We start from the raw sequence: 572 nt of genomic DNA, 5'->3' as shown, positions 1-572 counted from the left end.
GGAAGTGTTGCGCTTAATTTGACAAACCGTCTTATGTTCTAGTACAATCATCATTATTTGTCTAATATGTTCATCGTCTAACGAATAAAACGCTAGTTTTCCTTCTTTTCTATATCTTACAATCCCCTGCTTATGAAGGGTCCTTAAATGATGAGAAGCATTTGCCACCGTAATACCAATAATATTTGCTATATCACACACACATAACTCTTCATCTTGACACAAAGCATAGGTAATCTTTGCCCTATTTTCATCCGCAATTGCTTTTAACATTTGGGCAACACTAACAATATCGATTGTTTTTAAATCACCTTGTATTCGATTGACCTTTTCCTCGTCATAACAAAAAATTTCACAAGTATCTTTCTTATTCACATTATCACCCCATTGATATTCAAGTGTTCACTTGAATATAGTATATACCTTTCCTTGGTTAATATTCAAGTGAATATTTGAATGAAAAACATAAAATGATTTTTCTAATAGTAATTCCCGTTAACGAACGTTAAGAAGACATGTTTGATAGTTAGTACACATTAAAATGAAAAGAGGCTGGGACATAACTCAGTAGA

Annotated in this window: 1 protein-coding gene; it reads right to left on the bottom strand. The window is 32.3% G+C overall.

Going from position 1 to position 572, the window contains the following annotated elements:
* The coding region (locus tag RT52_RS17850) for an ArsR/SmtB family transcription factor (RefSeq protein WP_081852639.1) at window positions 1-375 on the bottom strand (375 nt) is incomplete at its 3' end.
* Between the last annotated feature and the right edge of the window lie 197 nt (window positions 376-572).

It is taken from the genome of Exiguobacterium alkaliphilum 12/1, assembly GCF_000714435.1.
Taxonomy (GTDB): domain Bacteria; phylum Bacillota; class Bacilli; order Exiguobacteriales; family Exiguobacteriaceae; genus Exiguobacterium; species Exiguobacterium alkaliphilum.
Note: the sequence above shows the minus strand (reverse complement) of the source record. Positions and strands in the feature narration are given on the sequence as shown.